14 protein-coding genes are annotated in these 22145 nt (G+C 63.1%); 6 read left to right on the top strand and 8 right to left on the bottom strand.

From position 1 onward, the window contains the following. Window positions 1–114: 114 nt before the first annotated feature. Window positions 115–1428: an RICIN domain-containing protein gene (locus LVJ94_02360; protein ID WXB06106.1), complete on the top strand. Its 1314-nt coding sequence runs from the start codon at window positions 115–117 to the stop codon at window positions 1426–1428. A 132-nt stretch (window positions 1429–1560) separates the two neighbouring features. Here LVJ94_02360 and LVJ94_02355 read toward each other — a convergent pair whose 3' ends face one another. The 3 genes from LVJ94_02355 to LVJ94_02345 form a co-directional block, all read right to left on the bottom strand. After that, complete coding sequence (locus tag LVJ94_02355) at window positions 1561–4431, bottom strand: serine/threonine-protein kinase (GenBank protein ID WXB06105.1); 2871 nt, start codon at window positions 4429–4431, stop codon at window positions 1561–1563. 83 nt (window positions 4432–4514) lie between these two features. Further along, window positions 4515–6506, bottom strand: coding sequence for an oligopeptide transporter, OPT family (locus LVJ94_02350; protein ID WXB06104.1), 1992 nt, complete (start codon window positions 6504–6506; stop codon window positions 4515–4517). Between the two features lie 140 nt (window positions 6507–6646). Then, window positions 6647–9796 (bottom strand): lantibiotic dehydratase, encoded by a 3150-nt coding sequence (locus LVJ94_02345; protein ID WXB06103.1) that lies wholly within the window; start codon window positions 9794–9796, stop codon window positions 6647–6649. Between the two features lie 164 nt (window positions 9797–9960). Here LVJ94_02345 and LVJ94_02340 point away from each other — a divergent pair, with 164 nt between their 5' ends. Beyond that, entirely contained in the window at window positions 9961–10791 is an 831-nt protein-coding gene (locus LVJ94_02340) for a hypothetical protein (GenBank protein WXB06102.1), read from the top strand. A gap of 2064 nt (window positions 10792–12855) precedes the next feature. Here LVJ94_02340 and LVJ94_02335 read toward each other — a convergent pair. The 4 genes from LVJ94_02335 to LVJ94_02320 form a co-directional block, all read right to left on the bottom strand. After that, window positions 12856–15141, bottom strand: coding sequence for a carbohydrate-binding protein (locus tag LVJ94_02335; protein ID WXB06101.1), 2286 nt, complete (start codon window positions 15139–15141; stop codon window positions 12856–12858). A 146-nt stretch (window positions 15142–15287) separates the two neighbouring features. Beyond that, complete coding sequence (locus LVJ94_02330) at window positions 15288–15764, bottom strand: ester cyclase (protein WXB06100.1); 477 nt, start codon at window positions 15762–15764, stop codon at window positions 15288–15290. Between the two features lie 76 nt (window positions 15765–15840). Then, entirely contained in the window at window positions 15841–16242 is a 402-nt protein-coding gene (locus tag LVJ94_02325) for a GFA family protein (protein WXB06099.1), read from the bottom strand. Further along, window positions 16239–17141, bottom strand: a complete 903-nt coding sequence (locus LVJ94_02320) for a LysR family transcriptional regulator (GenBank protein ID WXB06098.1) — start codon at window positions 17139–17141, stop codon at window positions 16239–16241. The genes LVJ94_02325 and LVJ94_02320 overlap by 4 nt, the downstream gene beginning before the upstream one ends. An 83-nt stretch (window positions 17142–17224) precedes the next feature. On the opposite strand from LVJ94_02320, the gene LVJ94_02315 reads away from it, so the two are divergent. The 4 genes from LVJ94_02315 to LVJ94_02300 are packed head-to-tail and all read left to right on the top strand — an operon-like array spanning window position 17225 to window position 21194. Further along, entirely contained in the window at window positions 17225–17653 is a 429-nt protein-coding gene (locus tag LVJ94_02315; GenBank protein ID WXB06097.1) for an EamA family transporter, read from the top strand. A gap of 12 nt (window positions 17654–17665) precedes the next feature. Further along, the gene (locus tag LVJ94_02310; GenBank protein WXB06096.1) at window positions 17666–18520 is read left to right on the top strand and encodes an NAD(P)-dependent oxidoreductase; all 855 of its coding nucleotides are present in this window, start codon (window positions 17666–17668) and stop codon (window positions 18518–18520) included. A gap of 12 nt (window positions 18521–18532) precedes the next feature. Next, window positions 18533–20062 carry a radical SAM protein gene (locus LVJ94_02305; protein WXB06095.1) on the top strand — a complete coding sequence of 510 codons (1530 nt, stop codon included), beginning with the start codon at window positions 18533–18535 and terminating at the stop codon, window positions 20060–20062. Continuing rightward, window positions 19998–21194, top strand: a complete 1197-nt coding sequence (locus tag LVJ94_02300; protein ID WXB06094.1) for an asparaginase — start codon at window positions 19998–20000, stop codon at window positions 21192–21194. Before LVJ94_02305 ends, LVJ94_02300 begins: the two co-directional genes overlap by 65 nt. 10 nt (window positions 21195–21204) lie before the next feature. Here LVJ94_02300 and LVJ94_02295 read toward each other — a convergent pair whose 3' ends face one another. Then, window positions 21205–21960, bottom strand: coding sequence for a hypothetical protein (locus LVJ94_02295; GenBank protein ID WXB06093.1), 756 nt, complete (start codon window positions 21958–21960; stop codon window positions 21205–21207). Window positions 21961–22145 lie beyond the last annotated feature (185 nt).

The following is a 22145-nucleotide window of genomic DNA, read 5'->3' as shown; positions in this document are numbered from 1 at the left end:
CGCGCTTGATCCAATGAATTCAATGCATGCACAATCGCCGTGACACCGGTTTCCGAAATCGGTGCACATACCGTCGTACGACGTCGAAAAATCCAATTTGGAGGAGGGCGAGCCGTGTTGAAGAAACATCTCCGCATCTTCGGGCGAGCATTTGTCGTTTTGGCCCCGTGTCTATGCTTGGCCGCAGGCCCGGCATCTGCCGATAGTGAGGATTCCAGCGCGCCCGCCCAATTGGATGCACCCGCATTCAAGGTTTTGGCCCTTTACAACGGAAATCACGACGATGCGCACATCGATTTCGACAAGGAAGCCTCGGTGTGGTTCCAACAGGTCGCCGCGCTAAACAATTTTAGCTACACCCAATCGACCAATTGGGATCTATTGAACAACCTCACGGCCTCGCAGTACCAAGTGGTCATGTTCCTCGACGGCCAGCCGGGGGGTTCCGCGCAAAAGGCTGGATTTCAGCGGTACATGGAGAACGGCGGGGCGTTCTTCGGATTCCACGTCACCGCCTACAACGACGACACCGACGGGATCTGGCCTTGGTTCCACCAGACGTTTTTGGGCACGGGAAAATTCCGCGGCAATACGTGGTTCCCGACGTCGGCCGAGATGAAAGTCGATAACCGGAATCACCCTTCCACTTTGCGCCTTCCGGCGTTGTACACGGCGGGAGTTTGCGAGTGGTATAGCTGGCAATTTGATTTACGGCAGAATTCGAACATCACCATTCTTGCTTCGGTCGACCCGTCCAGCTTTCCGCTCGGCAACCAGGAAGGCAACATCTGGACGAGTGGGTATTATCCCATCATGTGGACGAACAAGAATTACAAGATGCTGTACGCAAACTTCGGCCACAACGCCATGAACTATGGGCCCAAGGTGGGGCTCTCCTCGACGTTCGGCAGCGAAGATCAGAATCACTTCATCGTGGACGGTCTTTTGTGGCTCGCCGGCCAAGCCCGGGCGGGCGCGGTGCCGCAAACGGGCCCCTCGCCTTCGACCTGGTACTCCCTGACCAACCGGGCGAGCAACAAATGCGTGGACGCGCGCAACGGCGGCTCGGGCAACGGAACGGCCATCCAACAGGTGTCGTGCGGCAGCGGCCAGGGGCAACAATTCCAGGTTCAAAACACCGGCAAGAGCTTCGGGCGCATCAACAGCCGACTCAATCCCGCCCAGGCCCTCGACGTCGCAGGCGTCTCCCAAGCCGACAATGCACCGGTGCAGCTTTGGTCGTACAGCAATGGGAACAACCAGCAATGGCGGCTGGTCAATCAGTTCAACGGCTACTATCGCATCGTGAACAAACACAGCAACAAGTGCCTCACGGTCCCCAACGGCTCCACCGCCGACGGCGTCCAACTCGTCCAAATGCCCTGCACGGGCGTGACGTCGCAGGACTTCAAACTGACCCCAAAATGACCCGCGCAGCCCCCTGACTCCGGAGAATTTGAACAGGGAGATCGGGAGATCGGGAGTTTTTTTGGTTGGTTCAAACGACCAACTCAAAAAACTCACCCCTCCCGATCTCCCGATCTCCCTGTAAATAAATCTCTAGCGCTGAATGGGGGCCCCGGTTAGCCAGCGTTCGACGCGATCGAGAACGGGTTGGAGCCAGGGGCGGGTCGCGAGGGCCGTGCGCAGGTCGTCGCGGGCTTGCGTGGCGAGTTGCGTGGCGCGCGGACGGTCGGGGTTTGGTGGCACGGCGAGGGTGCGGGCCAAGGCAAACCGGGCGCGGGCAAGGTCATCGTCGTGCCATCGCAAAGGCAGCGTGATGCTTTGCTCCAGGTGTTTGCGTGCCACCACGACGTTGCCGAGCGCGAACTCCGCCTCGCCGAGGCATCGAAGCACGTCGCCCTCGTAGGTGAGGTCCGGGCGGAGGCGGTGGGCCTCTTCCAAGAGATGGACGCCCCGCGCGCAGTGCACACGAGCGTCGCGCGCATCGCCTCGGGCAAGACGGGCCGCACCGATCACGAAGAGCATGGTCGGGATGTTCTCGGCGACGAAACCGCCTTGATCCTCCGCGATGGCCAGGGCGTGACGCGCGGACGTCTCCGCGTCCGCGAAACGCCCCTCGAGCTCGTCGACGATGGAGAGATGCTCGTAAAGCTCTCCGCGGACGGAATCGTTGTCGCCTTGGGACGCACGCAGCTCGAGACCGCGCTGGGTCGCAGCCCTCGCCTCGTCGAGCTTTCCCACGCGGGTGAGGCCTTCGCTCAACGCTGCGTAGGTATTTCCAAGCCATGGATCGTGCGGCCCCGTTGCAACCGCATAGCAGGCGATGGCTTCGAGCGCGGTCGCGATGCTGGCGTTCGGATCGCGTGCCACGAGAAACTCGAGAGCCCGATTGTGGCGCGCCATGCAGACGGGCGGTGACTGGTTTCCAAACCGGGTCGCGAGGCGCTCGAGGTAGAGCGCATTGTCTTCGAGGGCGCGCACCGGGTCGTTCGATCGCGCGGAGAGTACGCTCCCGACGTTGAGAATGCGCAGTTCGAGGCCCTCGTCGCCGGCAATACGAGCATGCTTGGCGCGCGCCACGTCGAGCCAACCGCGAGCCTCGTCGAACCGGGTGTAGGCGGCACCGCAAACGAAAGCCAGCTCGGTGGCCGCCCGGCCCGCAATGCGGTCCGCCCCACTTCGTTCCGCGCTCATGTACGCCTCCCGCGCAGCCGAAAACGCCTGCACCGGGTGGAACATGAGATTGTGCACCTTCGCCTCGGTGAGGAGCGCGTCCGCCTCGTCCGCGACCACCCCGGCCTCGTGCGACAGCTCCTTCGCGCGCCGAACGGCGGAGAGAGCGTCGTCCCAGCGCCCCGCCTCGGCAAACACACGGGCGCGCAGCGTCAGCCGGCGAGCCTCCTCGCTCTTGGCGCGCGCGGCGGGGTCGCTCGGAAGTGGGACGAACGCGTGATCCACCTCGCGGCCACGGCACAAGTGCGGCGGCGTGAGGGCGCCCAGCAGATCCATGGCGCGCTCGTGGAACGCGGGATCGGGCTGACCGAGCACTTCCACGATCACGTCGAACTGCCCGCGCGCGCTCGCGAGGCATGCGCTGCGCCTTTCGTGGACGGCCGGCGTCTGCGCCTTGGTAAGGCGCGTCGCCTCGCACGACGACTGTTGCTCGCGCTGCCAATCCTGCGCGTGCCGATCGAGCGCCCGCAGCACACGGTCACTTCGATCCTGCGCGGCGGCACCGCCGGGCGCCGCCACCGCATCGCGGACCATTTCGCGCTGCGCATCGCCCCAATGCGTCGCGAGGGCCGCCCCCTCTTCTTCGCAGGCGATTCGCAGCGAGCGTCGATGGTGCAGCGTCCCGACGGCGACCGCGATCGCGGCGAGCACCACGATGGCTCCGGCCACGCGCACCCGCCACGGGTTGGCATCGAGCGCGCGCAAAAGCTCGTCCATGCTGCTGAATCGCTGCGATGGATCGGGGTGGAGCCCTTTTCGAACCACCTCGTGCAACCACGTCGGGATGCGCTTGCCAGGCGGGCGCTTGAGCGACGCGGTGTGGACGGCCAACAAGTAGTCATCGAGCGATTCGCTCCGAAATGGGCTGACACCGTAGAGCGCACGCCACAAGGTCACGCAAAAGCCGAACACGTCACTGCGCGCATCCACGTTGCTCCCGGCCATGGTGATGGCCTCGGGCGCGAAATAGCCGACGGTGCCCACGATGTGCCCATCCTGCGTCAACTTATCTTCGAGGACGGGCTCCGACACGGACGATGCGCCCACCGCCATCCCCGCCGACGAGGGGGTCGTCTCACTCTCTCCGGTCGTCGCCCAATTCGGCCCCGAGGCCGCAGGCATCGACTCGGACGACCGATGAGGACCGTCCGTGCGCGCGATGCCGAAATCCAGCACGCATACCCTGCCATCTTTTGCGATCAAAACGTTGGCCGGTTTGAAATCGCGGTGCACGATGCCGGCGGCATGCGCCGCGCGCAAACCGCGACCTGCCTGCCTCATCACCGACAGGACCTCGCGGCGCGAGCGGGGCGTCTTCAGCCACGTTTGCAACGTGTCGCCCTCGATGTACTCCATCGCCAGGTAGATGTTTCCGTCGTGCGTCCCCACGTCGTAGATGGCCACGATGTTGGGGTGCGACAGCCGAGCCATCGCGCGCGCCTCGCGCATCATGCGCAGACGCGCCTGCTCCGACGCGACCTTGGTATGCAGGATCTTCAACGCGACATCGCGCGCAAGCTCGAGGTCGTAGGCCAGCATGACGGCGCCCATGCCGCCTCGCCCCAGCGCACGGACGATCACGTAGCGGCCCACGACGGTTCCCGACACCACGGGCGCGCTCGAGCTCGATGGGGTCACAGCCACCGGCTTCCGAATGGCCGCCGTTTCGTCGAGCGTTACCGTCGGCTGCTCACACGCGGCCTCCGCGTCGACGTTGCTCCTGTCGTCCCCCATCGAAAGCTCCTCCCCCAGGCTTTCATTGTACCCCGAGCGCCGGGAGGAGGAAGAGCTGCAGGATTCCGAACTCTACAGGAACGTCACCGGTGCTGCGGGGAGGCTTTGGCCAAGCCGGCGATCCAGCGGTACAGCACGAAGACGACGGCGGCAAAGGCGAGGCCGCCGATGGCGATGGCGGCGTCGGCGAAACCGGGGCCCACGAGGGAGAGAGGCGCCGGTTTGCCCGAGAAGGCCACGAGGGCGGCGATGATCACGCCGACGATGCTCTCGCCCACGATGAGGCCCGAGGCGAGCAGTACGCCCAGCTGCTTCGTGGGCTCCGCGTTCGGTCCGCGGTCGGCACGCTTGTCGAAGTAGTAGCCGACGAAGGTGCCGATGACGACCATCAAGGTGCTCGCCGTCGGCAAGTAGATGCCCAGCCCCACCGCCAGCGGCGGCATGCGAATGCCGTTTTTGTTCGCCTTGCCGAGCAGGGCATCGAGCGCGATCACCACCACGCCAATGCCGATGCCCACGCGGATCAGGCTCCAATCGATGTCGCCCTGGATGACCCCGCGCGCGAGGGCCGAGATGAGGCCTGCCTGCGGTGCCGGCAGCGCCCGCGCCGGGTCGACGCCGGGGGCGCCGGTGAAGCCGTACGCGTGGTTCAACAGATCGAGCACCGGTGGAATGACGGCCGCACCGGCCACGACGCCGATGACCAGCGCCACCTGCTGCTTCCACGGCGTCGCCTCGACGAGCTCGCCCGTCTTCAGGTCCTGCAAGTTGTTGTTCGCAATCGCGGCCACGTTGAAGATCACCGACGTGGTGAACAGCGCAAAGGCCACCATCGCCTTGCCCGCCTCGGGTGACACGTACGGCTTCACCCCGAGCACCAGGAGCAACGACGCGCCAATCACGACGAGAATGCCGACGCCGGAGAGGGGGCTGTTCGACGAACCAATGAGGCCGGCCATGTAGCCGCACACGGTGGAGACGAAGAAGCCCATCAGAACGACGTACGCCACGCCGCCGATGGCCAAGGTCGCCAAGTGATCGCCCAAGCCGGCGCTGTTGCCGAAATAACCGAGGAGCGCCCCCACCGGGACGAAGCAGCCGAGGGTGATGAGGCCCACGATGCCAATGGGGATGTCTTGCTCGGTGCGCGGCAACGTGTCCGCCTTGCCGGCCTTGCGCACGCGCGATGCCGCCATGGCCGAGGCGAGGCCGCTGATGACGGGCTTCACCAACTTGGCCAAGGTCCAAATGGCCGACACGCCGATGGTGCCCGCCCCGACGAAGCGCACCTTGCGGCTCCAGGTGAACTGCGCGATCTCCGCCACCGAGCCCGCCGCATCCGAGAGCGAGGAATAGTGCGGCACGCCCCATCCCCAACCGATGGCGGCGCCCGTCAGCATGGCCACGCCCACCGAGATGCCGCACAAGTGCCCGATGGCGAACAGCGCGAAGGACAAATTGACGTCGAAGCCGGTGACGCCCTTCGGGCCCACGCGGAAGAAGCTCACCACGTCGCTGGCGAACACTTGGGTGGCGGTCACCACGGCAAACGCGGCCGAGGTGATCGAGCCCCAGAGGACGGCGAGCAGGCCTGCCCTGCCCTCTTCACTTTGCGTATCCCCCTCACCGCTGCCGACCTTGAGCACCTCGGCGCAGGCGATGCCTTCGGGATAGGGCAGGTCGGAATTCGTCACCAGCGCCCGCCGCAGCGGGATGGAATACATGACGCCGAGGATGCCGCCCAACGCGCAGATGGCGAACGACGTCCAGAAGGGGAAGCCCGTCCACCAGCCGACCATGATCATGCCGGGGAGCACGAAGATGATCGACGACAGCGTACCGGCGGCCGAAGCAATCGTCTGGACGACGTTGTTTTCCTGGATGGTCGACGACTTGAAGTACCGCAAAATGGCCATCGAGATGACCGCGGCGGGGATCGACGTGGCGAACGTCAGACCGGCCTTCAAGCCGAAGAACACGTTGGCGGCGGTGAAGACGACGGTGATGACGACACCGATGACGACCCCACGCCAGGTCAATTCGACGCGCGGATCCGTAGTAGGCCCTGCGCTCACGAGTGCTTCTCCACCATGGCTGGTTGCTCCACCTGCTAGTAGCCTTCGAAAAAGGTCAAACGGTCGCCGGTGGAGTCCGGCAATGTTGCAAGGCCGAACGACGCAGCGGCTGCCAGGCTACTTTCTGGTGTCCATGGTGGTCAAGCGTGAAACCGTGGGGCGACGGGGGCTGCGGCCCGACGAGAACGCGCCGCCGCGGAGTCGTATGCGCGAAAAAGGAAGTCATAAAGCACCATCTCATGGGCGCGCGGATTGTCGCGAATCACGCGATTGACGTGCATATGGATGAAACTTTGGAGGATGTCTTCCAACGGCGTTTGCAGCGCGCCGGCGTCGCAGAGCTCGCGAAGACGGGCAAACTGCGGAACCAACGCAAGGGAGCGCGCCCGGAAGATGGCGAGGACGGGTTCCCATTTCTCGTAGGCCTCGTACGCCTCGTCGCCGTCGAATGCACCGGCCAGCAGCCGTTCGACGGCCGCACGCTCGGTACGATACCGGGCCCCCAGCGAGCGGCGCGCGGCCGCGTCCAGCCGATGCTCGGTGGCAAACGCTTCCCGTCCGCGAGCGGAGAGCTCTCGACGCGAGGTGTCGTCGATGCGAGTGTCCTCGAGAAGGGTATGCATTCCGTAGAGTGCGGCGCGCCAGCGCGCATCGGCATCGCCGCCCAGGGCCTCGAGAAGGGCAAGCGCCGCGACGCTGTCCGCCTCGAAGATGCGCTCGGCCACGAGGATGCCCTGCGCGCCGCCATAGCGTTCCGTCTCACGTTCGTACGTGTCCAATTGGATGCGGACGACCGTGCCCGACGCGAGCAGCGGCGCGAGCCGGGCATGGAGCCGTGGCCACACGTCGCCCAGGAGGCGCTGCGGCTCCCCTCGGAAACGCACGCGCACATGAGGTTCCGGATCCGCGTAGCGGATGAAGAACCACCCGTCGATCCATTTTGCCTCGAGGCCCTCCCGTACGAGCGGGGCGATGGCCGTTCGAAGCACGCGATCCGATGTCGCGGGCCCCGTGTAAATCTTGGCGTAAAGCCACGCCGATCCGGGTGGGAACGTTCGTTCCGTATCGGGTGACGGTACGAGGACGTGTTTTGGTGACGACGGTTGCGTGCGTGCCAATGGGATGACGATCTCGTGGGTGTAGCGACCGTCGGTACCCGTTGCGCACATGCGCTCGGGGTCCGGATAAAGCTCCTGCAAACGGATGGTGTCGCTCCCTCGCGCAAGGGCAAGCAGCTGCGTGACGGCGTGGGGTTGCTCCAAATCGAGGGGCAGAACCCTGTCGTGATCGACCACGGACGTCCATCGCGGCAGGCCGAGATCTCGACGCAGGGCCCCCTCGCGGGCCGCTCGTTCGAGCTCCTTTGTTTCGATCGTCCAGGTTGCCAGCGAGAGAATGGCTCGCCCCCGCCGCACGCGAGGCAAGAATGGAGCGCTGGCGAGCGGTCCCCAGCTCCATCGCAATCCGCTTGCGGTGCCCTCGTATTGGAGCGCGCAAAGAAATCGATACATGGCCAGCGATGCGGCTTGATGATTGTGCGCGCTCGAGAGCCGGGGAATCACTTCTTGGCCAAGTTTGACCGACCGGAGGCGAACCTTGCCCTGATGCACCTGAACGCGAAGGTCGTCGATTGCAATCTGCCGCTCCGCAGGCGCCCCCGACGATCCAAGGTACGCAATCTCGTGCGAACGAAGAATCGGCCGACAAAGGATGTTTCCCATGCGCCCTTCGGGCAGATGAACGATTTCTGCAAAGACGGCATCGGGACGGCACCGTTCTTCGGCGCGCAAATGCCGTTCGACGAGCGCAAGAATGCCCGGATCGCCGTGGCAAAAGCGAGCAAGCATGGATGCTCCCGAAGGCCCACCCACGTGATGGACGAGCAGTTCGTATCGAGCGCCATCGATGGCCTCGCTCGAATGCGCCACGAGGGTGACGGTGGCCGCCATGGCATCGGGGAGCGCGGCCGGAGCCGGGACCTCGAGTGCGCGCACGTCTTGCTCGTCGAGTTGCCACTCGAAACGCCCGGAAGCGCACAAGGCAAGCAATCGCCGCATTTTGTAGACGTCTCGCGGGCCGAACGGATCTTCGCTCGCAGGTGGGCCGGGCCATTTGAGGTCGGCGAGAAGCGGTGACACGTCCCCCGTCTTCGTGTTGGGCATATCGAATCCGAGCCCGCACTCCTCGTCGAGAGCTTCCGCAAGCGCCACCTCCCGATCGCCATACCGCTCCGTGAACCGTTCGCGAAACCGGCGCATGGCCGGATTATCACGCGCGGGCTCCATGCGATGCAGAAGCGCAATCGCCTTTTTGACCTCCTGAACGATACCTTCACCGATGCAGGGGGCGCCGGAAGACCTAAATGCGTCGACCTGAAAGAGACGAGCGGGATCCAATGCGACCGGTAGCGGCTCGAGGGCCGTCATGATGGCACGGTACGCACTACGCGGCGCTCCGAGACCACGCTCATCCATGGCACGCAAGGCTCCGTGAACGTCCGCGAGGCGGGCGCTTATGTCACGCGTTGCCTCCGGCAGAGCGAGCGCAGATGCGTAGCTGCCAAGGGAGTCGCCACCGGTCACGGGTGGCTGAACGCTCGATTCGATGACCTGCGCATGGGCGAGCTCGTCGACGAACGCGACCGCTTCCACGAGCGGCACACTGGGATCGTGCCGCAGAATTGCATCGCGGATCGCGTCTTTTGTCTGTACGTGGGTCGCCGCATCGAGGGCCGCGGTCAAGGCATTGTCCGGCTCGACGGAAACCAAGCGGAACTCACGCCTGCGTGACCGCGGGTCATGATGGGCTTCGACGTAACGCAACTCCTGCGGTCCGATTTTGAGCGAGGAATTGGGACGATAGCAGAGCGCGCGGCCAACGGTGGGATCACGTTCCAGCGCTTCGGCCAGGAGCGTGAGGTATTGCATGTCGAGTCGGGAGCTTCGCCGGCATTCCGCGCGATCGGCCACGATGAGCGATGTGCGTGCACCGATGGTCGCCACGGCGCACGTGGAAAATAGGCCGAACGGCGTGGGCCGTGCGGCCATGCGCGTGATGTAGCGCGCGAGGATGAGTTCCACCTCGTGCGCGCGCGGCGCAGCCGGATCCGCGAGCCAGGCGTCGACGGCAATGTCCAAGCTCGGTGAAGCGACGAAGAGCGCCTCCCGGATAACGGGATCGGCCAGCAACGTGCGCAATCGCTCGGGTGCGAGACCATCACGCAGCACGTCGAAGGGCAGAAGTGGCGCGCGCACGACGCAGGAACCTTGATGGGTAAAGTCATCGAGCATGGTCTTCTCGATTCGTTGTCGCGCCCTCTCGGGGCGAACGCAAACATCGACACGGCAACAGCTGAAGCGGCTTATTCGCCACGTCGCGAGATTTGCGTCGCGAATGCTTTGGGCCGCACGATGCCATTCTGATGACTCACGTCTTGAAACGGCTTTCCTTTCCAATGCCGAACTCGCGGAACCTGCTGGGTGCGGACTGCATCCCGATTAGTCCCTTCGTGCTGGGCATGGTCGGCGACGCCAACGTCGTCCCTGCAGCGTTCGATGCCGGCATCAATACGTTCTTTTTGACAGCCGATATGCACTGGCCGATGTACGACGCGCTTCGAAGAGGTTTGGAGCTGCTTTTCGAACGGGGGCGTCATGTTCGGGAGCAGGTGTGCGTGATGGCGGTTTCCTATGTCACGCAGCGCGAGTTTGCCGTGTTACCATTTCACGAGGTGATCGATTGCGTCCGCGGCCTCGGCCATCTCGATGCGACGATCATCGGTGGTGCCTACAAAGAGGATTTTCTCGGCCGGCTACCCGCGTACCGGAACCACACGACGGGAGACGTGCCCGGAGTCCGTGCCATCGGCTCCACATTTCACGACCGGGCTGCGTGCGCCGCTGCGCTCGCGGAAGGGCTCATCGACGTTGCCTTCACGAGGTACAATACCGTCCACCGCAACGCGGAAAAGGACGTGTTCCTGGCACCACGCCGCCCAAGGACGCTCCTCTACAATTTCAAAAGTGTGATGGACCACGTCTCGAAAGCCCGATTCGCCGAACTCCGGCTCGGAGCCGATTACTGGTACCCCGAAGTCTGGGACCACTACCGATTCGCATTGACGACGGGTCCATTCGACGGGCTGCTCTGTTCCTTTCGGAACGAGTATCAGCTGCGTGAATCGCTCGACGGCATCGCCCGCGGCCCCCTCTCCGAGGAGGAGGTTCAATACATGATCGATTTGGCCGATCTACATTTGGGCCATGCCACGCTGGCCAGCGAGTAACCAGAGCACTTTTCCCAAACCATTCACAAAAAAGAGGAACACCATGAATCACGATACGAAGAACGAAGTCGAAAACACCACCGCCAAGCCGCCGCGAACCCGACTGCAATTGAACCGCACGACCATCAAGACATTGTCGGCGGAGGTCGCCTTGCGCGAACCAAGCCCCCCAACAACCTCGAATGGCTTGGGTTTGTCCCATGCACCTCCGTCGGCGGTTGAGAATCCAGCGGTCCCCACGATGGCGCGACTCTATTGAACTTACGAACCCCACAAGATTCACAAATTCCATCCAACCACATCTACCAATCTGGGAGCCACGATGAACACCAGCATTAAGCATCAGCCCACCACGCACCGTACTGCCGGGGATACGCCGCGAAAGTCTCTTCGGCTAAACCGCGAGACTGTCCGAACATTGACGACAGCCACCCTCCACGAACCGAGCCGCCCATCGAAGCCCGTTCAGGGTCCAAGCGACCCAGGGTCGAACAGCTTTTAGGGCTTCAAACGCAAACATCGACAAAGCAGGCACACATGAAATCCAACGATGCAAACACGCGAGCGTCTACCGAGAAGCCGCGAAAGACACTGCAACTAGAACGCACCGTTCTTCGAGCATTGACGACAGATACTCCACTCCACGAACCGAGCAATGGAAACACAACCGTCGCGGGACTAACCATACCTCCGACGAGGATCTTTTAGGACCCAATCGTATCAACGAGTACCAACCGCTATTGAACGAGCAACCTCAAGAACAAAGAGGACATTCGATGAGTCACCACAACGCAAATCAAACCGTAACCATCCACCCCGAGTGCGTCGCGGCGCAAGGGATCGCAGCTCAAACCACTACGCACAATGCCGCCAAAAACACGCCACAAAAGCCCCTTCGGTTAAACCGCGAGACAATCCAAAGGTTGACAGGGGACGCTCACGTTCCAGGTGAGCCAACGCCGGGCGGAGGTCTCCCCCTGGCCTCAGACCCAAGCAGTGGTGGATCCATCTGCCCGGTAGCGTAAGCCCCTTACAACTCAATTGCATCATCTACCCGAACATCAACCTCCGAGCTCAATACCCGGACACTTTGAGGCCAATGAATACCAACATTAAGCATCAACCAGCCACGACGCACACGGCTCTGACCATACTTCGCGAAAGGCGCTTCGACCAAACCGCGATACGATCCAAAATTGACAAATGATTTTCACGACCCAAGTGAACCACCGACGAGGATATTTCAGGTTCCAAGCGACCCAGGTTCAGACAGCGGGTAAGGGCCGAGCGAACCAACAAGCGAGACGTTTCATGGAGGCATGACCGATCGGACGTTACGTCTATTGAACTAGCGACCTCACGAACACAAAGGACATACCATGAGCCACGACAACACAAATCAAATCGCCCACCTTTATAGTACCGAGTGCGTCGCTGCGAAAGAGTCTGCAACTCAAGCTACCACGCGCAGTGCTACAGAAAATACACCACAAAAGCCGCTGCGGTTAAACCGCGAGACGATCCAAAGATTGACAGGAGACTCTCACGCTTCAAGAAAACCAACGCTAGGCGGAGGTCTCCCCCTGGCCTCTGACCCAAGCCGTGGTGGATCCATCTGCCGGGTAGCGTAAGCCCCTTGCAACTTCATCGCATCAGGATCCGAATTAACCGCCGGGCTCAACGCTCGGACACTTTGAGGCCCAATGAATACTAGCATTAAATATCGAGCCACGACGCGCACGGCTCTCGAAGGTACACCGCGAAAAGCACTTCGACTAAACCGCGAGACGCTCCGAACACTGACCTCGGATATCAACGCTCACGGAATGAGTGCAGATCCGAGCGCGACATGCATTCCGACGGGATCGAGCACGGTATTTCCCCCGAACCTAACCCTCCCAACGGACCCACCGGGCGGCGTTCGTCCTTCCCAACCAAGTGTTAGCGCGCGATTCTAATTTCGTCACAGGCAGCAATTGACATTCGTGAGCGCAGACCGCTACGGATGGTCATGGGAGGTGCGGAGCATCGCACTTCCCATGACGGTCCCTCGAGGCTACCTGCTTACCAATTGTTGCCGCCGAAGGTTGCCGAGAAGCCGCTCGAGTTGTTGCGGTATGCCACCCTTCCGGAGTTGAGTTTTGTTAAGGTATTGTCCTTGATTTGCGCCGAGCCATTGGGTGCGGGGTAGAAGTTGGGCGAGATGACGATGCCATCGAAGCCGGGGTGCTCGATGCGATTGCTCTGAAAGAGGGTGCCGAAGCTCTCGGAGAAGGCGACGCCGTTGTAGAGGGCATCGAGGATCGTGTTGCCGGTGACCGCGGCGTTTTCGATTCGGCCGGTCTCGTGCCCGTCGCCCCCATAGCCGATGTGCATCGCCGGCTGATTCTGCACGTACGCGTTGCCGCCGCAGCGCACGATGGTGTTTCCGCTCACCGTGGCCGAGGTGAGGTTCGACCCATTCGCACCGAACTTGCCCACGCCGAGCCCGATGTAGCGCGCGGTGTCGCTCATGTAATTGTTCTTCACTTCGTGGCCGCCGCCGCCGTAAATGGCCACGCCTTTTCCACCCCACGGTGCAATGGAAGTGTTGTTCGACACCTTGGCATTGGACATCGCCGTGTACTGGACGCGGGTGCCATTGATGTCATTCCAATCGACGGAGTTGATGGCGATGGCATCGTCGCCCGTGCCGCGGACGAAGTTATTTTGCACAGTGAGGTCTTTTCCGACCGTACCGCCGTTGCTCACGTTGTTGATGTTGATCCCATCGGCCCAGACGCTGGTCAGACGCGAATTCCGCACCGTGCCACCGGAGCCCGATGCCCAGAAGCCGGACATGGTGTGCTGCGTCCAGATGCCCTCGGCGAGCCAATTGGTGCCCGTCGTATCCATCGCGCCGCCGGCGCCGTCGATTTGCGCACGGCTTGCCGCGTTGGAGTCGAGCGCAAAGTTGCGCACGGTGCACGACGTGAGGTTGAAGATCGCGCCCAGCGGCTGCGGGTTCCCCGAACCGTCCACGTTCGGCAAGTTCCTGTTGCGGTAAATGGTGCTGTACCACATGCCAGCGCCCTGGATGGTGATGCCATTGGCGTTGAGGCCGCCCTGCGTTTTCACGAAGAAGGTGCCCTGGGGGATCCATAGGCTCTTGCCCTCGGACTTCGCGCGGTTGATGCAATTCTGAATGGCGGCGGAGTTATCCTTGCTGGCGTCGTTGGGCGCGGCACCGCAATCGGATTGAATGGACAGCGAATTGCTCGGCGGTCCCAGCGGCGCGGGCGGGGCCTCCAAGTCGACGACATCGATGTAGTAGAACGCCGCTGCGTTGGAAGCGCTCTTTTGCAGCCGGATGGTGGCGCCGGAAGGCACCGCCGCACCGCTGATGAAGGCGTGCACGTCGTCGAAGAACGTGCGTGGATTGCCGTCACTGGGCCGCTGGGTTTCGCTGTTGTATTGGCTATCCGAGGTTCCCTCGTAGCCCCACGTCTGCTTCGAGCTGAGGGTAAGCGCCTGGCGGAAGCTACCATTGACGTACAGGTCGAGCGTGGCAGTCTGTCCTTTGCCGTCGGAAGTATCCGGAATGGACGCACGAACATTGATGAAGCGGATGTCCTTGCCCGTATCGTTCGTCCACTCGACGTATTGATTGGTCGCATTCAGCCGCACGTATGCATGCCCCGAGGACTCGAGCGCGGGGCTCGAATACCGCGTCGTTGGAGGAGACGTGAGCGAAACGACCGCAGCCCCACCGCCAAGCCGGCCCGCCTCCGCCTCGTAACTGAAGAACGGCACTGTGGCGCCCACGGGCGTCGAAGCATGGCTACCGTTCAATTTCATCCAATCGAGATTCAGAATTCCCGCACCGGACTCGCCACGCAAACAGAGAGAGTGCATTCCGCTTGCAGGCGACAAAGACATGGTGCGCGTTTGCCAACTGCCCCACCCTCCCGTCGACGTCGAAACCGTGTAACGGCCAATTTCCGTTCCCGAGCCGCCATCGAGCCGCACGGAAAAGATGCCGCCCGTATTGGCGGCGGCCATTTGCAGGTCGAGACCGGTCACGCCGGTCATGTCCACGTCGTTGAAACAGAGCCAGGTGCCGCCGTCGAAAAATCCAATCGTGGTATTGTTATTTTCGGTCTTCGGATTGAGATCGGATTTGCTCGAATAAGCCTCCGCCTGAATGGTACTTCCGGCAGAATAAGAGGCCGAAATGGCGTCCTCGCCCGGGGCATCGTTCGGCACGTTGGCGCTGCTTCGATCGCTGCATCCGAGGGCCATGACGAAGGCAAAAAGCAGAGAAATGCGCGACAAAGACGCGCGCGGCGCATCAATGATGATGATCGACATTAAATTGACCATGGCGGCGCCGTACAATCAAGTCAAGCCCGCCTGCCGTTCATCCAATCAACGAGCTCGTACCGTGTATTGACTCCGAGGTGCCCCACCTCTCCGTCACATGACGAAAATTACAATCGATCCAAATCGCCTATCGGTCATCGACGGGCAAGTTGTTGCTGCATTGCAAGCTCGTCGGTGACCCGCCAATGTTCCGCAATGCGTCCATTGCGAATGTGTTCGATATTCATTTGATTCACCTGGACACGCTGACCCGTGGGCGGTGCGCCAAAGAGTTCGCCGGTGTTCGTGCCGGTCACAATCGTCCGCAGGACCACGCGGTCCTCGGTGACGATCATGTCCTCGATGCGGTAGTGAAGATCGGGGAACCCCTTGCGAATGGCCGCCACGATGGGCTTGAGTCCCTCCGGGCCAGGCGGCGGATCGGGGACGCTCGGCGTGTGGTTGATGTAGTCACGGCTCAAAAGCTCGTCGAGCACCTCGAGCCGGCCCTGATTCCATACCTCTTCGAAATACCGTCTTCCTAGGTCGCCATTGTGCGCAACGGAGCTCGGCGCGCAGCCTGCGCACGCGAGAGCCACGAGAACGAGCGTGGGCTTGAGCATACTGAGCATGCACAGAGACGTAGGCAGTGTGCGATGGGATGGGCAGATGGCACGAATGCACACGGCGTCTGCGCCATTGCACAGGTCACTTTTTGGCGAACTGCGGCAAACCGTCGTCGATCGAAAACCAAGGCGCCTTCGCCTCGACGAAGATGTGGCGCATCGGACGTGCACCCGGGTCGTCATCGAGGCTGCCCGCCGGGATCGAGACGACGCCGTGCGTCGAATGGCTCGAAGGAACCGGACTTCCGCATTGGCTGCAAAAGGCCCTTTGGTAGCCCGGGGGCGTCTCGCGCACGGGCGCTTCGTAGACGCGAACCTCCGACTCGCCCTGGATCCATCGGAAGCGCGCGAGCGGGACGACCAGTTCGGCAAAGAACGCGGAGCCGGTGGCCTTGCGGCAACGCGAACAATGATCGAGCACGAAGTCGACGGCCGGACCGTCCGCTTCGAAGGCCACGGCGCCGCACAAACAGGATCCCTTCATCGACTCCCCCTTTTTCGCGTCCGTTTTGCGCTGGTCGCGAGGCGCTCGCGCACGGCCGCTTCGATGCGTGCGCGGATGGCCTGGTGCAGGCGCCCATAATAACCCTGGCGCCGGTAATGCAAGAACACCGGTTTGCTCTGCGGCACGAAGCTCGGATCCACCCGAACCGAGGCGCTGCTCGGCACGGTGTGGCGCGGCTTGACGGCGCGGCCCAGCCCGAGCTCCACCCCGAGGAGGATCCCCGGTTCGTCGAAAAGGAAGGAGCGGATCAAGCGGCCCCGCGGCCTCACGTGCGCGGGCTGCGAGGCGAGGAACAACTCGGTCGTGGGGTCGCTGGGGCTGACGTCGAGGAACACATTCCGGCGCACGTGGTGAAGGCGGCTCTCCACCATGACGAATTCTTCGTCGCCGAGGAGCACATCGACGACGCTGGGCGTATTCGAGTCATTCTGCGAAATGCCGAAGTCGATCCGGCCGGCCACGACGGCGGCGACCACCTGCCGATCGAGCTCGCGGTGGATCTCCACCTGCACGGCGGGGTGCTCGCGCAAAAAGGGCGCCAGCGCAGGGAGCACCACCGGCGGAACCAGCGACGAGAGCCCGGCAATGCGCACGACGCCGCGGTACGAGGTGGGCGTCGGCCCGAGCTCGCCCACGAGCTCCTCCTCCAGGGCGCGCTGCGCTTCTACGAAATCGAGCAGCCGGTGCCCGGCCTCGGTGAGCCCGGCGCCCGAGCGACCGCGCACGAGCAACGTGGTCTCCAGGCGCTGCTCCAGCGCGGTGATTCGCCGCGACAGCGCGGGCTGGCTCAAATGCAGCACGCCCGCCGCGCGCGTGAAGCTGCCGGCGCGCGCCACCGCCGCAAAGGCCTGGAGCTGGTCCTGGGACAAGGGATCCATGGACTTCAACTATACGCTGGACGCATCGTTCTATCCAAAGGTTGCAATGGACGCATGTACCTCCACGGAATAGACCGTCGCCCATGTCTCCTTTTCTCCCATTGGCCACGGTCATAGGCTGCGGCGTCGTCTACCACGTGGCCCAAAAGGCCTCGGGGGCGGTCAGCCCTTGGCCCGTGTTGACCATTGCGTACGGTGCGGCATTCGCCGTGGCATTGTTCATGCTGGGGTTGGGCTGGTGGGGGCGCGGAGACGCCGTACGCTGGCCGGCGGCGCGTGATTGCGTGGCCAGTCTTGCGCTGGGGCTCGCGGCCTTCGGCATCGAGGCGGGCTTCTTTTTCGTCTATCGTTCCGGCTGGCCGCTCTCGAGCGCCCAGGTCATTACCAATCTTTCCGTCACCGCCGTTCTCGCCGTCACCGGCATCATGGTCTTCGGTGAGCACCTGACGGGCGCGCGGGCCGTGGGGCTCGCCCTCGCCGCGGGCGGGGCTACACTCATCGCGCGAGGTTGAGGAAAGGACGTCATGATTCTCGTCACGGGAGGAACAGGGCTGGTCGGGTCGTTCGCCGTCGAGGAACTTCAACGCCGCGGTCACACCACCCGCGTGTTGCGCCGGCCGGAGGGAGATCTCGCCAACCACGCGAGCTTGACGCAGGCGGCGCGCGACGTCGACGGCATCGTCCACGCCGCATGCACGGTGACCGACAGCGCCGTCGACATCGCGGCCATGGAAACTCTTCTCGCCAGCTGGGAAAAGGGGCCCTTCGTCTTCATCAGCACCCTCGACGTGTACGGGTTCGCTGGCCCCGGCCCCATTGCGGAAGACACGCCGCTGGCCGAACCTCTCAACGATTACAGCCGCGGCAAGGTCGCGTGCGAGCGGCTGCTCGTCGAAGCGGCCGCCCGCGCAGGGCGCACGGATTACGTCATGTTGCGTGCCCCCTACATCTGGGGACCGCACTCCACCGCGCGCAAACGCCTCGTCGGTCGCCGCCTCGAAGCAGGGCTCCCCATCGTCCTGCCGGGCACCTCGCCGGCGGAATGGCTGGAGTACCGCGATGCCTGGATCGACGTCCGCGACTTCGCCACCATCATCGCCGAATGCCTGGCGCGCGCCACGGAACTGGCCGGCCCGCTCAATGTGCTCGCGGGGCACTTTGCGTGGCATGACCTGTACGAGGAAATCATTCGGCTCACCGGCGCCGCCAGCCGCGTGATCCACAAGCCCCTCGAGGAAATCACCGAGGAGGAGCTGCCCAACAAGCGCCTCTACGCCCAGACATGGAGCTTTGGCGCGGAACGTATCGAGCGACATCTAAGCGTCATTCCACGCCACACCTTCGAAGTCACGGTGCACGACACGGTTCTGGGCGGGTGATACGATCCCCGCGTGCCGGCCTTCGTGCTCACGCTCGTGTTGACGCACGCGTGCAACCTCGCGTGCGGCTATTGCTACATGGGAGAGCATCATCGCGCGTCGATGACGCCCGACGTGGCGGAACGCGCGCTCGCATTGGCTTTTCGGCGCGGCGAGCCAGTCACCGTATCGTTTTTTGGCGGTGAGCCTCTCCTCGAATGGGACTTGCTCGTCCATTGTGCAAGGCGCGCGCGGCAGCTCGGTGCGGAGCACGACATCGCCGTCCGCCTCCAGATGACCACGAATGGGGTGCTGCTCACCAAAGAGAAGCTGGCCCAATTGTGTGAACTCGGGGTTCACATGACGTTGTCCATCGATGGCATTCGCGCCGCACACGAGGCGGGGCGCCCACGCATGGGTGGAGGGTCTAGCTTCGACGCCGTCGTCCAGGCCGCGCACCGCATCGTCGAGAGCGGACAGGCGTTGCAGGTGGCCGCCGTCGTGACGCCGGAAAATGTGGAGCACCTCGCGAACAGCGTGCGATTTTTCGCAAACTTGGGCGCCCGCAGGATTTACCTCAATCCGGCCTGGGAACGCGAATTCTCCGAGGCGCATCTCGCCGTTTGGCAGCGCGAACTCGAGCAGGTCGCCGCTCTCTGGAAAGAGGCGCGCGGCACAGGGCGTGACCTCGCCATCATGACCTTCGATCGAAAGGTCCTCGCAGCAGCCAACGGCGGATTGTCACGCCTCGAGCAATGCAGCATGGGGTCGCGCAACGTGGCCGTCGCCCCCTCGGGCAACCTCTACCCGTGCGAACGACTCGTGGCCGACGACCGGAATCCGCGCTTCGTCATCGGAACTCTGGACGGAGGCCTGGACGCAACGACGTCGATTCCACGCGGGCCAGCCGACCCGGAATGTGCCGCATGCCCGGAGCGATTTCGCTGCAGCTCCACGTGCGCATGCGCCAACCTCGCGGAAACGAATGCCGCGGATCTCCCGGGGCCTACGCAGTGCTGGTACGAACGGATCACGGCCGAATTGGCGGACGAAGCTTCGCGGGCCTTGGTCGAAGAGCAGAACGAATCTTTCCTTTCATGGATCTATGGGGACATCATGAAACGAACCGCACCGACGCGCGCCAAAGCGCCGCGCACCATTCCAACGCGTGGAGCCGTGGCCGCGGCGCTCCTGATCGCCACCACGGCCCACGCCAAAGACACCGAGTCCGAACGGACGGGCCGCTTGAAGATCATCGTGCCGGCGGAACAATCCGGCGAAAGGGAGGCCGCCCGTGGGCTCGTCGATGGGAAGCGTAAGCCACTCAATCGCGAGATCAAACTCACCCCAGGGAGGCACCAAGTCGCCGTGGTGTATCCAAACGGGCGAATCATCACGCGAATGCTCGAGATCAAAGAGGGAAAGAACCCCGACGCCGTATACCCGCCTCCGGATCCGCCGCCGCCCACACTGATCCCCCCGAAGAAGAGCGTGGACCATGACGAAACGCCCGGTGGTATGCCGCCGTCTCCGCGTCGAGACCCTGGGCGAAATAATCAGTAGCCCGCCGCCGCGCGGTATGGTCGATTGGCCGGTCATGCGAAGTTCTTTTCTCTTTCGATCCGTCTTGGCCGCCATGGTGCTGGCTTCCTGCGCGACGACCTTCGAGCTCCCTGCGGTAGCGCAGACAACGGCGCAGGCCGCCAAGCCCCGAATCACGATTTTGGCGACGGGCGGTACCATTGCCGGAGCCGGTGCGAGCAGCGTCAACAGTGCCAGTTACAGCGCGGCCAAAGTGGCGGTGGACAAGCTCATTGCGGGGCTTCCCGAATTGGGCCGCGTGGCCGAGGTGCGCGGCGAGCAAGTCATGCAGGTGGCCTCGGAGAGCCTGAGCAACGAGGACCTCCTGAAGCTCGCCCACCGCGTTTCGGACCTCTCCAAGCGGGCGGACGTCGACGGAATCGTCATCACGCACGGCACAGATACGTTGGAGGAAACGGCGTATTTTCTGAACCTCACCGTGCACACCACCAAGCCCATCGTGGTGGTGGGCTCCATGCGCCCAGGCACCGCGCTCTCCGCCGACGGCGCGCTCAACCTTTACGATGCGGTGAGCGTCGCCGGATCGGCCGATGCCAAGGGCAAAGGCGTCTTCGTCACCATGAACGACGAGATCCACACCGGGCGCGACGTTTCCAAGCTGGTCAACATCAAGACCGAGGCCTTCAAGAGCCAATGGGGACCGCTGGGCATGGTCGTGGAGGGCAAGAATTACTGGTTTCGCGCCCCCGTCAAGCGGCACACCGCGCAGAGTGAATTCGATATCGACCAGATTCAGAGTTTGCCCCGTGTCGAAATCGTCTACGGCTACGAGAACGCGCAGCGCGCGGTGGTGGATGCCATCGGGGCGCAGCCTGGCGTTCAGGCCATCGTGCACGCGGGGACGGGCAATGGCTCGGTGGCCAATCGCGTGGTGCCGGCGCTGCAGGAACTCCGGGGCAAGGGTATCAACGTGATTCGCTCGGCCCGCGTCCCCGCAGGCTTCGTGGTGCGCAATGCCGAGCAGCCGGACGACAAGTACGACTGGGTCGTCGCCCACGATTTGAATCCGCAGAAAGCCCGCATCCTCGCCATGGTGGCGCTGACGAAAACCCGCACACCCAAAGAGCTTCAGCGCATTTTCTGGGAGTATTGACCGACCCCTCCTACCAAGGGGGGAAATCGCCCAGCACCCGGAGTGGATCGCGAAGCATCTCCACTTGGCGAATCCACTCGCGGCCGAGGAATCGGTCTTTCTCGTCCGACACCGCTTCCGCCGTGCGGGCCGGGGAGCCGAAACAGGCGTGCTCCGGCCCGTACGTGTTCCCATCGCAGACGGAAACGCGCACGTCGTTCAAGTTGGACACCTGCAAGGCGAGCCACTGCTTCCAAGGAATGGGGCGCTTCGCATCGAGCGCGGCATCGAAGACCACCGGCTCTCCCGTCGAGGCTCGCTTGACCACGGGCACCGTGTGGTACCACCACGTGACTTTGCCCGTGGGATAATTGGCAGTGCTGACCATCAAATTGCCAAACGAAAAAAGGCGATACGGCCGTCTGTGGAGCCACTCATCGGCTTTGGCACTCACGAGCTCCGCACGCGCGTAGCATCCGTCGTCGGGATACAACCAGGAAAGGCGCCGCGAAAACCAGGGCCGATCGCCGGTCGTCAAGAATCGCAAATCCCGAGTGCGTTCGAAATGCTGATCGATGTCCCAGTCACTCCACACGGGAATGCGCGAGAGATCGGCCCTTTCGACCGGCACCTTGCTTCCCTCGGCGCTGGGCACGGCCGAATCGAGCGCTTCGGCATGTTTGCTCCGATGTATTTCGGCGTGCCGTCGTGCAGCCTCTTCGTAGGTCTCGTGTTCGTATCGGACCGCGGAATTTTCGTCGGCTGAGTTGTATTCCGAAGTGGACACTTCGCCAACGTCATCGAGCGGCGCCTGACTGCATGCGGTTGCTGCGAACGAGGCGAGCCAAATCGCCAAGGTCGCTTTTTTTCCCCCCACCATCTCGGTTTGGATGCCATTGCGCGCGCGATCGCGTCAGAACGCGGCCTATCGCCTCGTTTCGCATGAACGCGTGGCAAAAAGGCCCTGCGCGC

It is taken from the genome of Sorangiineae bacterium MSr11367 (assembly GCA_037157805.1).
GTDB lineage: Bacteria > Myxococcota_A > Polyangia > Polyangiales > Polyangiaceae > Pendulispora > Pendulispora rubella.
The sequence above is the reverse complement of the archived record's forward strand: the minus strand, read 5'-3'. Positions and strand labels throughout refer to the sequence as shown.

Coding starts and splice junctions, on each gene's coding strand:
- LVJ94_02340 (WXB06102.1), top strand. CDS start 9,961: ATGCCGAACTCGCGGAACCTGCTGGGTGCGGACTGCATCCCGATTAGT.
- LVJ94_02315 (WXB06097.1), top strand. CDS start 17,225: ATGTCTCCTTTTCTCCCATTGGCCACGGTCATAGGCTGCGGCGTCGTC.
- LVJ94_02300 (WXB06094.1), top strand. CDS start 19,998: ATGACGAAACGCCCGGTGGTATGCCGCCGTCTCCGCGTCGAGACCCTG.
- LVJ94_02335 (WXB06101.1), bottom strand. CDS start 15,141: ATGTCGATCATCATCATTGATGCGCCGCGCGCGTCTTTGTCGCGCATT.
- LVJ94_02310 (WXB06096.1), top strand. CDS start 17,666: ATGATTCTCGTCACGGGAGGAACAGGGCTGGTCGGGTCGTTCGCCGTC.
- LVJ94_02355 (WXB06105.1), bottom strand. CDS start 4,431: ATGGGGGACGACAGGAGCAACGTCGACGCGGAGGCCGCGTGTGAGCAG.
- LVJ94_02325 (WXB06099.1), bottom strand. CDS start 16,242: ATGAAGGGATCCTGTTTGTGCGGCGCCGTGGCCTTCGAAGCGGACGGT.
- LVJ94_02320 (WXB06098.1), bottom strand. CDS start 17,141: ATGGATCCCTTGTCCCAGGACCAGCTCCAGGCCTTTGCGGCGGTGGCG.
- LVJ94_02330 (WXB06100.1), bottom strand. CDS start 15,764: ATGCTCAGTATGCTCAAGCCCACGCTCGTTCTCGTGGCTCTCGCGTGC.
- LVJ94_02345 (WXB06103.1), bottom strand. CDS start 9,796: ATGCTCGATGACTTTACCCATCAAGGTTCCTGCGTCGTGCGCGCGCCA.